Annotated in this window: 16 protein-coding genes; 13 read left to right on the top strand and 3 right to left on the bottom strand. The window is 40.3% G+C overall.

The genetic code is table 11. The features are described from left to right. The first annotated feature begins 25 nt into the window (after positions 1–25). Positions 26–1,048, top strand: a complete 1,023-nt coding sequence (locus tag R2Q80_RS07595) for a hypothetical protein (protein ID WP_316799018.1) — start codon at positions 26–28, stop codon at positions 1,046–1,048. 13 nt (positions 1,049–1,061) lie between these two features. Here R2Q80_RS07595 and R2Q80_RS07590 read toward each other — a convergent pair whose 3' ends face one another. Continuing rightward, entirely contained in the window at positions 1,062–1,385 is a 324-nt protein-coding gene (locus tag R2Q80_RS07590; RefSeq protein ID WP_316799017.1) for a MazG-like protein, read from the bottom strand. A gap of 58 nt (positions 1,386–1,443) precedes the next feature. Then, complete coding sequence (locus R2Q80_RS07585; protein WP_316799016.1) at positions 1,444–2,706, bottom strand: ATP-binding protein; 1,263 nt, start codon at positions 2,704–2,706, stop codon at positions 1,444–1,446. 125 nt (positions 2,707–2,831) lie between these two features. On the opposite strand from R2Q80_RS07585, the gene R2Q80_RS07580 reads away from it, so the two are divergent. From R2Q80_RS07580 to R2Q80_RS07525, 12 genes are all read left to right on the top strand, one after another. Continuing rightward, positions 2,832–3,614, top strand: a complete 783-nt coding sequence (locus R2Q80_RS07580; RefSeq protein WP_316799015.1) for a hypothetical protein — start codon at positions 2,832–2,834, stop codon at positions 3,612–3,614. A gap of 68 nt (positions 3,615–3,682) precedes the next feature. Then, positions 3,683–3,925 (top strand): DUF6364 family protein, encoded by a 243-nt coding sequence (locus tag R2Q80_RS07575; protein WP_316799014.1) that lies wholly within the window; start codon positions 3,683–3,685, stop codon positions 3,923–3,925. A gap of 389 nt (positions 3,926–4,314) precedes the next feature. Next, positions 4,315–6,765, top strand: coding sequence for a bifunctional aspartate kinase/homoserine dehydrogenase I (gene thrA, locus R2Q80_RS07570; RefSeq protein WP_316799013.1), 2,451 nt, complete (start codon positions 4,315–4,317; stop codon positions 6,763–6,765). An 84-nt stretch (positions 6,766–6,849) separates the two neighbouring features. Further along, complete coding sequence (locus R2Q80_RS07565) at positions 6,850–7,782, top strand: homoserine kinase (RefSeq protein WP_047799878.1); 933 nt, start codon at positions 6,850–6,852, stop codon at positions 7,780–7,782. 15 nt (positions 7,783–7,797) lie between these two features. Further along, complete coding sequence (gene thrC, locus R2Q80_RS07560; RefSeq protein WP_316799012.1) at positions 7,798–9,108, top strand: threonine synthase; 1,311 nt, start codon at positions 7,798–7,800, stop codon at positions 9,106–9,108. Positions 9,109–9,253: 145 nt separating this feature from the next. After that, on the top strand, positions 9,254–9,796 hold the full coding sequence (locus R2Q80_RS07555) for an RNA polymerase sigma factor (protein ID WP_316799011.1): 543 nt from the start codon (positions 9,254–9,256) through the stop codon (positions 9,794–9,796). 200 nt (positions 9,797–9,996) lie between these two features. After that, a complete protein-coding gene (locus R2Q80_RS07550) occupies positions 9,997–10,272 on the top strand; it encodes a hypothetical protein (protein WP_316799010.1) in 276 nt (91 codons plus the stop codon). 81 nt (positions 10,273–10,353) lie between these two features. Next, a complete protein-coding gene (locus tag R2Q80_RS07545) occupies positions 10,354–11,010 on the top strand; it encodes a FecR family protein (RefSeq protein WP_316799009.1) in 657 nt (218 codons plus the stop codon). Between the two features lies 1 nt (position 11,011). After that, positions 11,012–14,290, top strand: a complete 3,279-nt coding sequence (locus tag R2Q80_RS07540) for a SusC/RagA family TonB-linked outer membrane protein (RefSeq protein ID WP_316799008.1) — start codon at positions 11,012–11,014, stop codon at positions 14,288–14,290. A gap of 10 nt (positions 14,291–14,300) precedes the next feature. Beyond that, entirely contained in the window at positions 14,301–15,737 is a 1,437-nt protein-coding gene (locus R2Q80_RS07535) for a RagB/SusD family nutrient uptake outer membrane protein (RefSeq protein WP_316799007.1), read from the top strand. 17 nt (positions 15,738–15,754) lie between these two features. Beyond that, entirely contained in the window at positions 15,755–16,366 is a 612-nt protein-coding gene (locus tag R2Q80_RS07530) for a hypothetical protein (RefSeq protein ID WP_316799006.1), read from the top strand. Position 16,367: 1 nt separating this feature from the next. Continuing rightward, a complete protein-coding gene (locus R2Q80_RS07525) occupies positions 16,368–17,504 on the top strand; it encodes a cytochrome-c peroxidase (RefSeq protein WP_316799005.1) in 1,137 nt (378 codons plus the stop codon). A gap of 64 nt (positions 17,505–17,568) precedes the next feature. Here the strand turns inward: R2Q80_RS07525 and R2Q80_RS07520 are convergent, their stop codons facing one another. Continuing rightward, positions 17,569–17,988, bottom strand: coding sequence for a tail fiber domain-containing protein (locus tag R2Q80_RS07520; RefSeq protein ID WP_316799004.1), 420 nt, complete (start codon positions 17,986–17,988; stop codon positions 17,569–17,571). Positions 17,989–18,006 lie beyond the last annotated feature (18 nt).

The following is an 18,006-nucleotide window of genomic DNA, read 5'->3' as shown; positions in this document are numbered from 1 at the left end:
ATATTTTTATTAAATTTTTTTTCAAATGACCGAAGAGTATCAAGCCCTGGTTTTAGCTACATATAAAAAAATGAAGGAGACAAAAGAGCTTAACAGCGATTTGTCAACTCGCGCAAAGTTTAGGAAAGAGTGTTTAAAGGTTTTTAATGAAAGGTATCATCCAAAGGATGATGATATATTTGCTGAATTTTTTGATGTAGATAAAATGGGCGCCAACTTTCATCTTTTACTGAAAAGGTCAGTAGCGGATGATTTCAAAGCCGTTCACAATCATATTGTAGGTAATAATAAAACCGACAATACTGATTTGAAAAACACAGAATTGCTGGCTTGGCTTATTGATTTCCAACCGAGGCCAAGTACAACTTATTATAAAAGCTTTTATCAAAAAGAGGATGTCGATGTAATACCAGATCTGAATGAGGAATCGGCAGAAAAACAGGAAGAATCAACCTCCGTTGATACAAAAGCAGAATCAGAGGATTCTACGGAAGAAAATGATGGAGAAAAAAAAACTGGTAAACCCTCAAATGATCCAGTAACTCCTTTAACAGATTACAGGTTAATATTTATTTTGATCATTATCATTTTACTAGCGATTGGAAAACTTAGTTTTTATATCTGGGAGCAAGAGGTATTGGTCAAAAGGGAACCTAAGCCAAGTGAGAAGTGCATGTACTGGACCGGTTATGACTACGAACCAATATCATGTGATAAAACTGCCGATAACAGTATCATTATTCCATTGGATCTGAATAGGATGAAATCTATGAAGAAGCTACCTTTTTTTACTAAAGTAACTAAACGTGATATCGGAAGATTGTGGTGGGGGAAAATAGATGGCAGACCGGAATATTTCACTGATAGCGGTATCCATCCGGTTGATACGACAAAAAGATTATTGCCTTTATCGGCTTATATGGTTGCCAAGTATGAAACCGAAAAAAACTTAATCATCGATCTCCTTACATGGATCTATTATATCACTATAGGCGTTTTGTGTGGGCTTCTCATATTACTTTTTTCTAAAAGGAGGGTAACGAGCTAAAAGTATGTTATTACTATTCACCCATTAGTGTTTCGGTTTTACTGAGGAAGGTTTCGGTACATTCATTGATATCCATACCCATACGATCTGCGAGTGTTGTAAGCCACCACAGGCATTCACCTAATTTATGCTTCAATTCTTCTTCAGTGTCAGGCTGGGGCCAGCGACCTTGTTGCGACATCACTAATCTGCCTACTAATCCTGCATCGGTTAAAAAAGCCAGTGCATCTTCTTCAATTGTCCATTCGCTGCCATGGTGTTGCCTTTCCAGTTGATGGTATTTTTTACGAATGGCTGCTGTACGTTTTTTGATCGTTTCGAGGTCGAGATTTTTCATCTGATTTTTTGTTTAGTATAGCTGTTATTTAAGCCGCTAATTATTTACTGCTTAGGCATTAGTTAAAAAGACTTTTCAGCTGTGTCCGCTCTTCATCTGCCAGTGGAATAATTTGTTCGACAAGGGAGATTAGCGTTTCTTCATTATTGAGCTGCTGACTGATCAGGGCCAATATCATTTTCTCCTGTACCTCATTGAGCCCTTTGAATATCCGTGGCTGGATGCAATACAATTCTTTTACGAAATTTAGGAGCTGTTGTTTTCCCTCTTCTCCTTCCTGGCTTAAGCCGAATGCAGGTAGGCTATTGGTAAGTTCAAGCCTTTTAATTAACTCAACTGCCGCCTCATCCCGTACAAACTCTTTTTGTTTTGATGCCACAATTTTTTGTAACTCTTTGATCAATTGTTTGAAGATCGGGCTTTGAGGGTTAGAGCCGAATAAGTTTTCTGATGCGTCGGTATCGCTGAAATTGAAATTGTCGAAATAATCTGATTCGATATAAACGCTATGGTAGAAGTTGATGGCATTGTTGTTAAAAGAAGTGAGCTGTTTGAAAACTTCCTTCTTGCTGTTGTCGAGAAAATAGTAGTAAAACTTATCCCCTATTTTTTCATTCCAGCGTACAAAGGTAATGGTGAAGTTAAATCTGGATGTGGAGGCATCTGCAATTTCCCGATGGAATATTTGATGGTCGGCCAGGCTGTCTTCGTAGCGGATAGGTGTGCCATTGATGCATAGCTGATACTGATGCTTACTGTTGAGCAGCAGAAACCATCCAAATTCATGCTTGAGGTAATTGATAAACGCTTCGCTTGAAAATGAGTAAGCGGTAACGCCAAATAAATTAATCAGCTTGAGTCTGGTTCCCGTTTGCTTTAGCTCGTCAATGGTTCTGTTTTCATCGTAATAATAGTCCTTATTGGAGGCATTGATGCTTACATCGTAGTTATAATAATTTCCTGTTTCTTCATCGATGTAGGTGGTATTCCATACGGCTGATTGGGCAAAAGCAATGAATGAAAAGCGGCCTTTTCCTTTTTTACCTCTTACATATGAAGAACGCTGGTCTTTACCGCGTTTCAGCGAATCGAGGAAAGAGCCAAATGTTTGTTGAAGGGAATGGAGGTTAATTCCACTGCCATTATCAATAATTTCGATGGAGGGGATGAAGTCGATTTCGTTGGTGTCGAAAACAATGTCGATTTTACTGGCCCCAGCATCAAAGCCATTCCAGATTAATTCGGCAATGGCTTCGGTATATTCTCTGGTTATGCCCGAAAACTCTACGCTGTTGTTGTTGATGCTGACTTTATTTTCCATAGGGATATTGAATGGAAACAAAAATACTAAAATAGTTAGTATGGGAAAGCGTTGATGAGGAAATATTGACATTGCTGAAGTTGGTAAATGTAAAATCCATATTTTAGAACAATAAATACGCTCAAATGAAACAAGAACATCAATTGCTTTGGGATAAGATAAAAGCTTTCGAAATAGATGAACCACATACTGAATTTAGGTTTGAACAGCGGCTGGCCAGAGAAAATGGCTGGACGGCTCAGTATGCGCGGCGGGTTATTGAGGAATATAAGAAGTTCATCTTCATGTGTTGTATCTCTCCAAATGGAGTTACGCCATCTGACGAGGTGGATCAGGCCTGGCACTTGCATTTAACCTATACAAAATCGTACTGGGTAAACCTTTGTCGGCACACACTGAAAAAAGAAATACACCATCATCCTACCAAAGGCGGTGCTAATGAAAAAGAAAAATTCAATGATTTTTATACTGGTACGCTTAGCATTTATGCATTAAATTTCGGTGTGGATGCACCTGCTGATATATGGCCTGCACAGGAAAAGAGGTTTGCCATCAGGAAGTTTGAGCGTGTTAACCGTAACGATTATTGGGTTTTCCCTAAATTAGTCTGGAATGCGAAGGCGATAGTATTTGCAAGTCTCATTCCTGCAGTATGGTTACTTGTACAGGCAACAGATCAGGCTGCGTATATGCCCTTCATCTTTCTGGTCATTTTTGGGGTAATTGTTTTTCTAGTTTACAGAAACCTTGATAAAAAAACCAACAGTGGTGATGGAGATTGTTCATCTGCCTGTTCTAGTGACGATGATGGACATCATGGCCATCACGGGCATCATGATCATGGTGGTAGAGATCACGGACATTCTGGCTGCAGCAGTGATGGTTGCAGCGGATGTGGGAGTGATTGATGATTTGTTTTGCTACATTATTTAGAAGTAATACGTACGATGTAAACATATACGTATATTAGATCGTTATGGAAGCAAGGGTTAATTTGACAATTGAACAGGATATTTTAACTAAAGCGAAGAAATACGCTTCAGAAGCTGGAAGTAGTGTTTCTGAATTGGTTGAAAATTATCTTTTAAATATCTCAAAGACAGCTGATGGGCAATCTTTGGTTGACTATATTGACAATTTAAAGGTTCCTGAAACCGGTAACGCGATAGATTTTAAAAAACAATATTTCGAAGATATGACTCAAAAATATGGCGACTAAGCTTTTTATCAACATCTGATGGCGATACCCTTGCCTGTTTTAGTTTTGAGTATAAAAAATGCTGCTATTACATCCAATTAAACGTTTTATTAAAAAATTTTCAAATAATTTTTAAAATTGTTTGCAATTAAGAAAAATAATCTGCTACTTTACGGTGTATAAAATACACGAAGAGCAATGACTTTTAACACTTCAATTATTACAACGATTATTATTACCACCGGTATAAACCAGCGGGGCTAATTTGTTGTAAATTGAATTAACATAAAAACACAGAAAGCGCCCCGATAGAATTCGGGGCGCTTTTTTTTTTACCAAAAACCATAGAAACTGCACAGAACCAAATTAATTAACAAGCAAAAGTGTAAGCTTCATTAAAACCAAAAACAATGAAAGTACTCAAATTCGGCGGCACATCCGTAGGTTCGGCCGAGAACATTAAAACGCTACTGAGCATAGTAGCCCAGGAAAAATTACAAAGCAGTCCGGTAGTTGTATTATCGGCAATGAGTGGCGTAACCAATTTGCTGACGGATATGGCCGAAAAGGCTGAGCGTGGAGAAGATTACGACGCATCTTTAAAAGAAATTGAGGCGAAGCACTTTGCGGTTATTCGCGCTCTTCTACCGGCGGCAGCGCAAAACCCGGTGTTTACCCGGCTTAAAATTTTCTTTAATGAGCTGGAGGACCTATTGCAGGCGGTAACCAATCTGCGTGAACTAAGTCTGCAAACCAAGGATCAGATATTGAGCTATGGCGAACGTTGTTCATCATTCATGATTGCCCATATTGCCTCTCAGCAATTTGCAGAAGCGCTTTATGTAAACGGTTCAGAGCTGATTAAAACGGATAGTAATTTCGGACAGGCAAAGGTAGATACCGAACTAACTGAAATGTTGATTAATGATTTCTATCAGGCGAACAGTACTAAAGTGCTTTTTGTAACGGGTTTTATCGCCAGTAATTCGGCCGGAAGGGTAACCACATTAGGTCGTGGAGGATCTGATTACACTGCTGCGGTGTGGGGTGCAGCCTTGAACGCCGAAGAAATTCAAATCTGGACAGATGTAAACGGGATGATGACTGCGGATCCACGGATAGTGAAAAAAGCGTTCTCTTTACCGGAACTGAGTTATACTGAGGCCATGGAGTTGAGTTATTTTGGTGCAAAGGTGATTTATCCGCCTACCATGATCCCCGCTTTCATGAAGAAAATTCCAATTGTAATCAAGAATACTTTCGAGCCTGATTTTACAGGAACCTATATCAAAAGCGATGTTAAAACATCAAGCTTACCCATTAAAGGGATCTCTTCCATCGACCACATCAGTATCATCAATTTAACCGGAAGCGGAATGGTAGGTAAGGCTGGTTTCAGCGGCCGTTTGTTTTCGCTTCTTTCGCGTGAGCAGATCAATGTGGTGTTGATTACACAGTCATCATCTGAACATAGCATCACTTTTGCGGTGAAGCCTACAGATGCAGGACAAGCCATCAGTTTAATCAAAAAGGAATTTGAACTGGAGCTTGATGCCAATAAGCTGGCTTTGCCTGAGGTAGAAAATAATCTTGCGGTGCTGGCTATTGTTGGTGAGAATATGAAACGTACACCGGGGATGAGCGGAAGATTATTTAACGCTTTGGGCAGGAATGGTATCAATGTACGGGCAATTGCACAAGGATCTTCGGAGTATAATATCTCAGTGATTATCAGCGCTTCTGATTTATCGAAAGCAGTAAACGCCGTGCACGACGCATTCTTTACAGATTTAAAACGTACGCTGAATATCTTTTGCCTGGGGACGGGGAATATCGGAAAGACTTTATTTAATCAGCTGAAAGAACAAATGCCTTTTCTGGCTGAGAATAATGATTTGCAGGTTAAAGTTGCCGGCATCAGCAATACCCGTAAAATGATTTTCAATACAGATGGTTTATCGCTTGAAGGCTGGGAAGATGAATTAAATGCGAATGGTGAGCAGGCTGATCTGGCTGGCTTCGTAGCGCGCATGAAAGCATTAAACCTGCCAAACTGTGTTTTTGTAGATAACACAGCTGCAGAAGCACCAATTGAATTTTATCAGGGCATTTTTGAAAGTAGTATTTCGGTAGTAACCTGCAACAAAAAAGGTAATTCAGCCGACTACGCACAATACAAATCGTTTAAAGATACAGCCCGTAAGTTTGGGGTTGATTTTTACTATGAAACCAATGTTGGGGCTGGCTTGCCAATTATCCGTACGTTAAAGGAACTGATGATGAGTGGGGATAAAGTTGCCCGCATCGAAGCCATTCTTTCAGGAACCATCTCTTATATCTTCAACAATTTTAAAGGTGAAGCTGGTTTTTATGAAACGGTGAAAGAAGCACAGGATTTAGGTTATACTGAGCCAGACCCCCGTGATGATTTAAATGGAAAAGACTTTATGCGTAAAATGTTGATTCTTGCGCGGGATGCCGGCTATCCGTTAGAGGCTGAAAATGTTAAGATTGATAATATTTTACCTGAAGCTTGTTTGAATGCTTCAACGGTGGATGACTTTTATGGAGAACTAAAAAACAATGCTGCCTATTTTGAGGATTTAAAAAATCGTGCGGCGAGCGAAGGAAAGGTATTGCGCTACATCGGAAAACTGGAAGATGGTGATGTGGAAATCAGCCTCCAAATGGTAGATGACAGTCACCCGTTTTACATGCTTTCGGGAAGTGATAACATCATTTCCTTTACTACCGACAGGTATAAATCACGTCCATTGGTGGTGAAAGGGCCTGGCGCAGGTGCAGAGGTTACCGCGGCCGGTGTTTTTGCAGATATTATAAACGTGGGTTCTTTAAGCTAAGATCAATAAGAGACTAATGATAAAATAGCGGTATCCATCCATGGATTGATATTCAATACTGATACCGCTAACTGATAATCAAAAATGAAAGATAGTATAAAAGTTTTCGCTCCGGCCACGGTTGCCAATGTAGTATGTGGTTTCGATGTTCTCGGATTCGCAGTGAATGAGCCTGGTGATGAAGTAGAAATGCGTTTGACCGATACGCCCGGAGTGGTTATAAAGCGTATCACCGGAGACGATGGTCGTTTACCTTTGGATGCGGCTAAAAATACAGTGAGCGCCAGTGTTCAGCATTACCTGCAACATGTAAACCGCTTAGATGTGGGCGTGGAAATTGAATTGCATAAAAAGATGCCTATTGGCAGTGGATTGGGTTCGAGCTCGGCCAGTACGGTGGCAGGTTTATTTGCCATTAACAAATTAATGGGTGATTTATTAACCGCAAAAGAACTGGTTCCCTTTGCCATGAAAGGTGAAGAACTGGCTTGTGGTTATGGCCATGCCGATAATGTAGCCCCGGCCATTTTAGGGGGCTTTGTTTTGGTAAGAAGTTATGAACCACTGGATGTAATCTCCTTGCCAACGCCCGCAGGAATGTATGCCGCAATTGTTTATCCGGAGGTGGATGTACCCACAAAAGATGCCCGCCAGATGATACGCAGTAAGGTGTTTTTGAAAGATGCGGTGACGCAGTGGGGAAATGTAGCAGGTTTAGTTAGCGGCTTGTTTATGAATGATTTTGATTTAATCGGGCGCAGTATGAAGGATGTTCTGGTAGAACCTACCCGTTCCATCCTGATTCCGGGTTTTGAGGAGATGAGAGCGATTGCCATGGAAAACGGTGCCATTGGTTTTGGAATTTCAGGCTCGGGTCCATCAGTTTTTGCCTTGACAAAAGATGAAGAAACCGCAAAGAAAATAACCAAAGCACAGCAACAGCACTTACATAAAATCAATATTAACAGCAAAGCATATGTTTCTTCGGTTAATGCCGAAGGACCGAGAGTGCTGTAAAACAACCCTCCAACCATGAAACTATATTCAACCAATAATAAAGATTTACGTGTTTCTTTTAAAGAAGCCGTTTTTAATAGTATGCCACAGGATAAAGGCCTGTACATGCCTGTGGAGATTCCGCAGCTCGATCCGGACTTTATCGAAAATATTGATAAATACTCGCTGCCTGAAATTGCCAATAAGGTAGCTTCGGCCCTTTTAAAAGATGAAATTCCGGCAGCAGACCTGAAAGCATTAATCGAAGATGCCATCAATTTTGAAGCGCCCGCAGTAAAGCTGGCGGATAAAACTTTTGTGCTGGAACTTTTCCATGGCCCATCGTTGGCGTTCAAGGATTTTGGAGCCCGTTTTATGAGCCGTGTGATGGCTTATTTTTTAAGGGACGGCGAACAGTTGCTGGATGTATTGGTTGCCACATCAGGAGATACGGGTGGTGCAGTAGCACTAGGCTTTTTAGGCGTACCGAATACCCGTGTAACTATTCTTTATCCGGAAGGAAAGGTGAGTCCGATACAGGAATTGCAGTTAACTACAAATGGACAAAACATCAGGGCCATTGAAATTAAAGGCACTTTTGACGATTGCCAGGCTTTGGTAAAACAGGCTTTTGCCGATGCTGAACTCAATGCAAGCTTCCGACTGACATCTGCCAACTCGATTAATATTTCCCGCTTAATTCCGCAAACATTTTATTATTTCAATACCTATGCCCAGTTAAAAAGGCAAGGCCTGGAAGAGGTGATTTTCTCGGTACCGAGCGGAAATTTCGGAAATATTGGCGCGGGATTGCTGGCCTATAAATTAGGCTTACCGGTGAAGCAATTTATCGCAGCGACCAATGTAAATGATACCGTTCCGAGATTTTTGGAAACAGGCGTTTACGAAACCAGGCCTTCTACGCAAACTTACTCCAACGCAATGGATGTTGGTGCGCCAAGCAACTGGGTTCGGATCATGGATTTATTTAAAGGTGAAATCGACTTATTGAAAGAAGTGGTTACTTCATATCGTTTCACGGATGAGGAGACGCTGGCAGGGATCAAGGAAATTGATGCAAAGTTTGATTATGTTGCCTGTCCGCATACTGCCATTGCCTATCTGGCCATTGAGCAATTCAGAAAACAAAATCCTGAAGATAGCAGCGCCGCTGTATTTTTATCTACCGCCCACGCTTGTAAATTCCCGGATATTTTTCCTAAAGATATTGCCATTAAAATTGAAATTCCGGAACAGGTGACTGCTTTGGTTGGAAAACCAAAACAAGCTGATCAGCTAGGCGTTGATTTTGAAGGTTTCAAAGCTTATTTGCTCGCTAACGCGTAAACAGATCGCTTAACTCATACTGGAGATTTGGAATTCAGCTGCCCAAATCTCCATTTCACATCGATGTAAGTCGCTGTTTTATAAATACTAAAAGCCTAATTAAGAAAAGTTCTAAATAAGCAAATAATCTCTTATCTTTGCGGAAATGAAAGCTGGGCTTTGGGACAAAATTCGTGGAGGAGATTCAGGTGCAATGCGAATGCTATATCAGGATTGTTATCAGGATTTGTATGCTTATGGATTTAGAATTTTGCCCGATAGACAGGTTGTCCAGGATACGCTTCATGAGCTTTTCGCCGGTATCTGGTTAAAAAGGGATACACTTGGCCAAGTTGAATTTGTAGAAAGCTACTTAAAGACGAGTCTTCGCAATAACCTGATCAGGGAGTCGAACAAGTCAAAGAAATTCAGCAGCATAGAAGATATTCCTTTACTCCTCACCATTAATGAACATTCTTACGAACAATTGCTCATCGAATCGCAGATTATAGCTGAACGGAAGGACAAAATATCGCATGCAATAGATGCTTTAACGCCCACACAAAGGGAAATTGTAAGGTTGAAGTTTTTCGACGGGATGGAGTATGATGCCATTGCGAGGCAACTTGAGCTTAAATCGCGTACGGTGTACAACCATGTTTATGCGGCCATTTGTACGCTAAGAGAAAAGCTACTGCAGAAGCACTAATAATTTTTACCACCTAAGACACTTAAGAACACGCTAGTTTCTTTACAAGTTGCGCACTTGATTACCCACCTAAGACATCCGATAATACTTCAGGATTTAAACATTAATAAAAAAAGTAAAAAAAATCTGGTAAAAACAGGAGGTTGCTTACTCTATAGCTTAAACCGAACAAAACATCTTTTACCTTTTTACTTTTTGCCGTGGATTACACTTTGTTTCATGCTGAAGATTTTGCAGCAGATGAATCTTTTAATGCTTATTACCTGAAAACAGATGCTGCTGCGGTAGCATTCTGGGAGAGCTGGATTAGCCTACATCCTGAAAAAATGGATGAGGTGTATAATGCGGAACAAATTCTAGCCACATTGTACCTCCGGTTGGAGGATGAAAATTTGCAGATGGCTTTTGCTAAGTTCGATGATTTTCTGCAAGCTGATGCCGCCAATACAACGCCTTACGCACCGGATAAACCTTAGTTGTTGAATACCCGGGTGATGACCTCAGTTGGCTCCCTTGCCGTACTTTTAATCGTGGGTTTTTTCTTCGTTAGGTTTAACATGGCAGAAAAACCTTTAAGTTATGTTACTTATCACAATGGTTTTGGCAAGATCACTCAATTTAGCTTAAGCGATGGGACAACGATTACATTGAATGCAAATAGTTCGCTAAAATACCCCAAATCTTTTGCTGCAAAGAAACGTGAAGTGATGCTTGAAGGGGAAGCATTCTTTGAGGTGACTAAAGATCAGGCACGACCCTTTTCAGTGAATGCCAAAGGCACGAGGACAACTGTTTTGGGTACCAAATTCAATATTTCAGCTTATCCGGCAGGTAAAAATACTGTGATTGCATTGGTTGAAGGAAAGGTAATGGCAGAGGCTAACAGAGGGAAAGAGAAACTCCTGCTTAAGCCTTCGGAAATGGCCACGTTTAATGGTACTTCCAGACATCTGGTTAAAAGCAGTTTTGATATAGCAGCCATTACAGGATGGAAATCAGGATTGCTAATTTTCAAAGAAGCAGGATTCGAAGAAATTGCTGCCCGGTTTTATAATGTTTATGGCATTCAGCTAGTTGACCATACCAAAAATACCAGATGGAGTTTTTCCGCTCAGTTTGATAAGGCCGACTACATCACCGTGATCAAAAGCATATGCTTTTCTAAACATTTGAAATTCAAACAAACCCAGAACACCATCATATTAACCCGATAAAATGAAGAAAACTTACTCCCGTTATTTATTCAGACTATTATTGCTCTTCTCTCTCACATTTTCCATTACCAGTGATGCCCAGGTAAAAGCGCCTGAAAAAACCGCTGTTTCGATAAATGTTGTCAATAAGCCATTGGCCGAAGTATTAACAATCATCGAAAAACAAAGTGGTTACAAGTTTAACTATGATCAAACCGAGGTGAATATCAATCAAACGGTGAGCATTAAACAAAAAACAACCTTGAAACAAACGCTTGATGGTTTGGCCGGGCAACTGGGTTTGGCTTTTAATATCAATGGGAACTATATTTCTATAAGAAAGGGCCCGAATGCTATTCCCGTGCAGAACAGATCGATAAGCGGCCTGGTTACTGATGCAAAGACCGGGGGACCAATGCCTGGAGTTAATGTGTTTATTAAAGGGACCAGACAAGGTGCAGTAACTGATGCCAATGGTAAATTTGTATATAAGCTAAGCGGAAACAGTATTGATAACCTGATCCTTACTTTCAATTTCGTTGGTATGAAAACCCAGGAAATTAAAGTGGGTAACGAAAATTACTTTCATGTAAAGTTGGAGGATGATGCCCTGGGAATGGATGAAGTGGTGGTAACAGGATCGTACACCAAAGATAAAAGACGTGAGGATGTGGTGGGGAGCATTGAACAGATCACGGCAGAGCGGCTACAAACCGATAGGCCTATCGAAAGCTTCGACAAGATGCTTGAAGGGCTGGCTGCTGGTGTACAGGTGGAAACAACAACTGAATTGAATACACCTGTCAGGATTAACATAAGAGGAATAGGATCATTGCCAACAATAGGGTCATCAAGAACAACTTCAAGTCAGCCGCTATATGTAATTGACGGAATTCCTGCCTACGAACAACAAAAAGGCAATGAAGGAACGGTTTTTAACAACGAAAGTTACCTGAATCCCTTGTCGAATATCAATCCTGATGATATTAATACGATATCCATTTTGAAAGATGCCACGGCTTCTGCCTTATACGGGGCTAATGCGGCTAATGGGGTAATCATTATAACAACAAAAAGAGGAACAATAGGAAAAACGACTGCTAACTTTAGTTATGATACAGGAATCTCTTCGTTCATTAATGAATATAAATGGTTAAGTGGCTCTCAATACTACAGCCTGCTACGAGAAGCTTATATGAATGCCGGAACATCAGCTACCCAGGCTTCTCAATTAGCAGGAAGCAAAACAATTAACACAGATTGGTTTGAATTGACTCAGAGAGATGCCGTTTATCAGAATGCAGGGCTTGATATTTCAGGCGGGGCTAACAAAACATCATTTAGGTTTTCTAGCGGTTACCGCAAACAAGAAGCGACTTCCATTGGCAACGATTTACAAAAAATTTATGCGCGTTTACGAGTAGATCACCAGCAAGACAGGTTAAAGCTGGGCTTTAATTTAAATCCCACATTTACCAAGAGCAGCAATTTATCAAATTATGGTGGAGTAACACTTGTGCCAAACATTTCTCCTTATGCTGAAAATGGAACATATCAGGATATACAGGGTGTTCCAAATCCCTTGGCAATTTTAGAACAGAATGAAAACCGAAACCAGGGGATACAACTACAGGTGAGTGCAAATGCGAGCTATCAGATCACAAAAGAAATTTCGATATCGGGAACTTTTGGCGCTGATAATTATCAGAATAAACAAACGCAATATTTTTCAGCAAATAACGCAACGGGGAGGAATGTCAATGGAAGGCTTGAAATCTATGATCGTAACTATCTTGGATACATAGGATTCCTTCAGGCGGGCTACGATAAGACCTATAAAAAACACACCGTAAATTTTTTGATAGGGTCGCAGGTTGAGAATAAGGATACTGATTTGTTAAGGGGCGCTGGAACCGGATTTACATTCGATCGGCTGAGAACTCTTGGTGCCGCATCTTTACAAACCTCTGCTTCATCTACTTCTTCTTCGGCAACTATTTCATACTATTCGCAGCTAGGGTACGACTTTGATAAAAAATATTTTGCAAATTTCAACGGGCGTTTAGATAAATCGTCCATATTCGGTGGCGATAAACAAATTGCATTCAATGGTTCGGCAGGTCTAGCCTGGTTAATCAGTAATGAAGATTTTTTAAAAGGTAATAGAGTTCTTTCGTCTTTGAAATTGCGGGCTACATATGGTTCAACGGGCAACTCACGAATAGGAAACTATTCTGCCAGAGGTTTATATAGTTTTGGTACTAGTTCCGGCGATTTATATAATGGTAACGTTGCTTCATATCCAGAGTCATCCTCTGCCCCGAATCCAGATTTGGGCTGGGAGAAGAATCACAAATTGAATTTTGGTTTAGACTTTACCTTATTTAAAAAAGTTCGGCTAACCGCAGAGTATTTCAACAATACAATTATAGATCTAATTTCATCTGTTAATGTTCCGCTGGAAACGGGTTATTCTACAATTTCTGCAAATACAGGTAAAATGAGGAATTCAGGATTTGAACTCTCTGTAAATAGCGAAATCATTGAAACTAAAAATCTTAACTGGAATTTGGCTTTTAACCTGGGAACGGTTAAAAACACCATCTTGTCATTTAATAATGGCTACTCTGCACTTTATTCTACAGCTGCAGATGCTGCTGCATTAAGAGTGGGAAATAGCGCAAACGCAATTTATGGTTACCAATGGGCAGGAGTAGATCCTCAAACAGGAACAGAACGTTTTTATGATGCCAATGGGCAAATAAAAACAGCCAGCGAGATTAATGCATTGCCAATAACTTCAACTAGCGTATTGGCTAATAGACTACCTAGCTTTCAGGGTGGCATGGTAAATAGCTTCCGTTTAAAAAACTTTACCTTCTCTTTTAATATTTTATATAGCTACGGTGCCAGCAAACTAGTGAATTATATTGATGAAGGCGACGGAAGAAATTTACAAAGCAGAAACCAAAGTGTAAATTTGGTAGACAGGTGGCAGAAGGCCGGAGATATTACGGATATACCGAAATTATTAATCGTTAGATCAATAGTGCCAAACTCATCGCGATACCTGATAGATATAAGCTATATAAAACTTTCAAACATCTCAGCAGGATACCAAATTCCTAACCGTATCGCCCGTAAGCTTCATCTCAATAGTGCTTCCGTATTTGCTAATGCTACTAACCTTTTTTATTGGTATAAAGATTCGGGAATAAAGGGAAGAAACGGGGTAGCTGAAAAAAGATTTACTTATCCTGAAACCTCTGCACTAACTGCTGGAATAAAAGTGGGACTCTAAAAAAATAAACATGAAAAAATATTCTATAATCATACTTGGTCTTATTATTATCAGTTTGTCCTCTTGTGAAAAACTACTGGATAAAGAACCTACTGATAAATTATCTTTAGAAGATATTTTCAAAGACGTTGCGGGTGCAAAAACAGTTCTTGCGGGTTCGTATAAAGCATTACTTGACGATAGTCATTATCAGAAGAATATGATGGTTTATCCGGATATCTTAGCGGGCAATATCAAATTTAGTAAAACCGCAAATCTGCGTCTGGAAGACGTTTACAATGTGAACCAAAATTCGATAGAATCAACGATGAATACTAGCTATACGATGATGTATAGTGAACTGAATAATGCAAATAATATTATTAAATATACACCTTTAGCAAATGGCGCTGAAGCGGATAAAAACAAAATTGTTGCTGAAGCAAAATGTATCAGAGCGCTTATACATTTCGATTTGGTTCGGATTTTTGCAAGGCCATTTAATTATACAACAACGGGCTCGCATCTTGGAATAGTTGTTTTAACACAGCCACAGCTTTTCTCAGATCCGGCTCCAAAAAGATCAACAGTTGCAGAAACCTATCAAGCCATTGTTAAAGATCTTAACGAAGCTATCGCTGTATTGGGCGATGACAATACTGGTGTATTAAGTGCTGGATATAAACAAAATTATTTTACCAAGCTGTCTGCTAAAGCACTTCTTGCGAAAGTATATCTTAACCAAAACGATTGGGATAAGGCATACGCCTTAAGTGACGAGATCATCAAAAATGGCGCATACTCATTACTCAGTAATGCAAATTATGTTGCAAGCTGGACTGGCAGAATTCCATCTGTCGAATCTATTTTCGAGCTGGCAATAGAATCTACTTTCAGCGGAACAGGACTTGGAGGCTATTTCGATTCTACCAATGCATCCTCATATAGAATGTTTGCTGCCACCACCGATCTTATGAGCTTATATTCGGCTACTGACGTTCGTCGTCCTGCATCCATGTTTAATACCGTTGCCATTAGTGCTGTAAACTATTCCTTTACAAAAAAATACGCACTTGGCGGCACCTCTCAAACACCGATCAAAATTCTCCGCTTATCGGAATTGTATTTAATCCGTGCAGAAGCGGCAGCAGAAAAAACGACACCTGACTTTACTCAGGCCAATGCAGATTTAAACGTTATCCGCAAACGTGGTGATGCGAATGCATCGACCCTGAACTTAGCAGTAAAGGCAGACTTGATTGATGCCATTTTATTGGAGAGAAGAAAAGAACTGGCTTTTGAAGGTAATTTGTTATTTGATTTGTTGCGTAAGAAAAAAGATGTATTGCGTGTGGATGTAGCTGCAACAATAAAGAATTTGCCAACAAACGACCCCAAACTGATTATGCCTTTGCCAGCTACTACAGTAAATGCTAACATTAATATGGTTCAGAATCCGGGTTATTAATTTTAATGAAACAACATATGAAAACACTATATTCACTTCTTTTGGTACTGGTTATTTTCACAGGCTGTAAAAAAGACCAGCCAGCTGATAAGTTAGATTTATATCCTGATCAACCTGTGGCAACGGCTAACTCTTCAACAATAGCCGTGTTCCACCAATCAACAGCATTTTACCAGATGTTCGTTTATCGTTTAGAACCTACAACAAATACATGGGGTTCAAGAATTGCGAGTCATTTTTCCACAGTCTCAGTGTCAGATCCGAGTTTCCTAGGCTTCACAAATGCTGGTGTATCAGATAGTGGAACGGCCATGTTCGATATGGTTCGGCTATACAGTGCATATACAGGAACAACAAATATCAAAACTGTTAAAATTAATGTCGATCAGGTTTTGCAATTCTTCCCGGACTATGCGGGTGCCAAAACGGGTATCGTAAAAGTAAAAACCCAGGATGTTATCTTGACCAAATCTGATGCTACAACTTTTAAAATTGGCATGAGCGGTAGTGGAACCTATGATGAGAACACCAAGGTAATGGATTTGACTATTACTTTTAATGAAACAGCTATCGGGGGAACGACCAGGACCTTTCAGTATAAGTTGAGCCCTACAGCCTTATCACTTTAGAATGAAACGACTTTTATTTATTGCTGTAATAGTTACTCTTTTCGTAAGCACTACAGCTTTCTTGCAGGATGAGGAGTTTAGTATTGCGCAGCTACGCGAGCTGTACAGCGGTGATCAATCGCATTGGCCTAAACCCGATCTGGATGAGGAAGCGAAAGCAGGATTCAGAGATATTGGCTATCTGGGGCGCCCGGTTTATCCCGCATCCAATCCTTATTCCGCAGAGAAGGAAAAATTAGGAAAGCTGTTATTTTTCGATCCGCGTATGTCGGTATCTAAACAAATTGCCTGTGCTTCCTGTCACGATCCGGAACTGGGCTGGGGGGATGGCAAAAGGGTAGCCTACGGGCACGACCGCCAGAACGGTAAGCGGAATGCGATGACCATTTTGAACACCGCCTTTTACAATGAGCTTTTCTGGGATGGCCGAGCAACAAGCCTGGAACACCAGTCTGGCTTCCCGGTGAAGGATCATGTGGAAATGAATACCGATTTGACCATCATGGTTAAAAACATAAAGGCAATAAAAGGATATAAGAATTTTTTTAATAAGGCTTTTGGTTCAAATGAGATTACCCTGGAAAAGATTCAGCAGGCGATTGCCACCTTCGAAAGGGGTATTGTAAGTACGAACAGCAGGTTCGATGCCTTTGTACGTGGCAATAAAGCCGCGTTAAAGGATGATGAAGTTAGGGGTTTGCACTTGTTCCGTACGAAGGCGCGGTGTATCAACTGCCATAATACGCCCTTGTTTAGCGATAATAAATTCCACAATGACGGCCAGACTCTACTGGGGTCGAAGTTTGAAGACTTGGGAAAATATAATGTGACCAAAAACCTTAAAGATGTGGGCGCATTCAGAACACCTTCTTTAAGAGAAACAAACATTACCGGTCCGTGGATGCATCACGGAAACTTTCCTTCCTTAAGAGATGTGATCGAATTTTATAATCTGGGCAATCCTGTTGCCTTACAAAAGGCATTGCAGTCGAAGATTCCGGATTCGCTGAGAACGCCAAAGTCGGCAATATTAAGAAAGCTAAATTTAACGCAACCGGAACAACAACAGCTGGAAGCATTTTTGAAGTCGGTTAGTACTCAGGTGAACAAAATTAATCCTCCCGTTCTTCCTGACTAGGTATTGCTATAATCCGATGAATACCAGTACTACACTGGTGTTCATCGGATAAATTGAGCTGATTTTATTTAGCGTTTTGAGATTTTAATGAACTCAATTCGCGTTTCAACTCCTCAATCTGTGCCTGTTGTTCTTTGATGCTGGCCACCAGTAATGGAAGAAGGCGCTCATAATCAACTTTGGTAAGGGTTGCCGCATTGAAAGCATTTTTACCCGCAGGATATTGCTTAGCTTCCACTGCAATTACAGATGGTACAGCTGTTTTGGCATCGGCACCCACAAAACCATATTGAGAGGTTGAAGGCAGTTTCAGCTTTTCAACCCAGGTTTTATCATAATTAAAGCTAACAGGTTCGAGTTTGGTAACCATTGCTAAAGCATTGTTAATTGGTTGAACATTGGTTTGTGCTATTTCCTGGCCTTTGACCTGAAAAGATACAGCCGCTAAAAATGCAGCGAAAGAAAATGAAATTGCTCGTTTCATATAATTAGTGTTAAATTT

The sequence above is a fragment of the Pedobacter frigidisoli genome, from assembly GCF_032678525.1.
Lineage (GTDB): Bacteria > Bacteroidota > Bacteroidia > Sphingobacteriales > Sphingobacteriaceae > Pedobacter > Pedobacter frigidisoli_A.
The sequence above is the reverse complement of the archived record's forward strand: the minus strand, read 5'-3'. Positions and strand labels throughout refer to the sequence as shown.

Bases quoted from the DNA above. Each gene is read 5' to 3' on its own strand.
- R2Q80_RS07530 (WP_316799006.1), top strand. From the start codon at position 15,755: ATGAAAACACTATATTCACTTCTTTTGGTACTGGTTATTTTCACAGGC.
- R2Q80_RS07520 (WP_316799004.1), bottom strand. From the start codon at position 17,988: ATGAAACGAGCAATTTCATTTTCTTTCGCTGCATTTTTAGCGGCTGTA.
- R2Q80_RS07535 (WP_316799007.1), top strand. From the start codon at position 14,301: ATGAAAAAATATTCTATAATCATACTTGGTCTTATTATTATCAGTTTG.
- R2Q80_RS07565 (WP_047799878.1), top strand. From the start codon at position 6,850: ATGAAAGATAGTATAAAAGTTTTCGCTCCGGCCACGGTTGCCAATGTA.
- R2Q80_RS07555 (WP_316799011.1), top strand. From the start codon at position 9,254: ATGAAAGCTGGGCTTTGGGACAAAATTCGTGGAGGAGATTCAGGTGCA.
- R2Q80_RS07580 (WP_316799015.1), top strand. From the start codon at position 2,832: ATGAAACAAGAACATCAATTGCTTTGGGATAAGATAAAAGCTTTCGAA.
- R2Q80_RS07545 (WP_316799009.1), top strand. From the start codon at position 10,354: ATGGCAGAAAAACCTTTAAGTTATGTTACTTATCACAATGGTTTTGGC.
- R2Q80_RS07540 (WP_316799008.1), top strand. From the start codon at position 11,012: ATGAAGAAAACTTACTCCCGTTATTTATTCAGACTATTATTGCTCTTC.
- R2Q80_RS07575 (WP_316799014.1), top strand. From the start codon at position 3,683: ATGGAAGCAAGGGTTAATTTGACAATTGAACAGGATATTTTAACTAAA.
- R2Q80_RS07595 (WP_316799018.1), top strand. From the start codon at position 26: ATGACCGAAGAGTATCAAGCCCTGGTTTTAGCTACATATAAAAAAATG.
- thrC (WP_316799012.1), top strand. From the start codon at position 7,798: ATGAAACTATATTCAACCAATAATAAAGATTTACGTGTTTCTTTTAAA.
- R2Q80_RS07525 (WP_316799005.1), top strand. From the start codon at position 16,368: ATGAAACGACTTTTATTTATTGCTGTAATAGTTACTCTTTTCGTAAGC.
- R2Q80_RS07590 (WP_316799017.1), bottom strand. From the start codon at position 1,385: ATGAAAAATCTCGACCTCGAAACGATCAAAAAACGTACAGCAGCCATT.
- R2Q80_RS07585 (WP_316799016.1), bottom strand. From the start codon at position 2,706: ATGGAAAATAAAGTCAGCATCAACAACAACAGCGTAGAGTTTTCGGGC.
- thrA (WP_316799013.1), top strand. From the start codon at position 4,315: ATGAAAGTACTCAAATTCGGCGGCACATCCGTAGGTTCGGCCGAGAAC.